Raw genomic sequence first — 563 nt, 5'->3', positions numbered from 1 at the left:
CTGACGCGATCATCGACCGGTTCAACGCCAAAACTGCCGTGGCGGCGGAATAACCCCAGTTTTCAGGAGGGTTCGAAATGTCGGAACTTCAAGGCCAATGCATGTGTGGTGCGGTCACAGTCACCGCCACCCCTGTACGGGATGCTCTGGGGGCGTGTCACTGTGATCAATGCCGTCGGTGGACCAGTTCGATGCTGGTGACCTTTCAGGCGAAAGAAGGCTATGCCGCGCTGGGCCCGGTCAAGACATTTACCTCGTCCGACTGGGCAGAACGTGCTTTTTGCGGCGATTGCGGATCCTCGCTCTGGTATCGGATCACGCTGCCGGGTGAGATGCACGGACAGACACAAATGGCGGCTGGCCTGTTTGAAAATGCGACAGGTAACCCGCTGAAACTTGAACTTTATATCGACAAAAAGCCCGAGGGATACGCGTTCGCAGGTGAACGTCGGCAAATGACCAAAGCCGAGGTCGAAGCCATGTATTCCTCCTCTGACGAAGGAGACAGCCAATGACCAAATATGATGCCGATTGGGTGCGGGCAGAAGAAGCAAAACGCAAGT

At 55.8% G+C, this 563-nt stretch carries 1 protein-coding gene; it reads left to right on the top strand.

Features of this window, described 5'->3' with window-relative positions:
* Positions 1-77: 77 nt before the first annotated feature.
* Positions 78-515 (top strand): GFA family protein, encoded by a 438-nt coding sequence (locus ACR0C6_RS22135; protein WP_480484591.1) that lies wholly within the window; start codon positions 78-80, stop codon positions 513-515.
* Positions 516-563 lie beyond the last annotated feature (48 nt).

The sequence above is a fragment of the Ruegeria sp. AL12 genome, from assembly GCF_056540885.1.
This window is presented reverse-complemented; position numbering and strand designations above follow the sequence as displayed.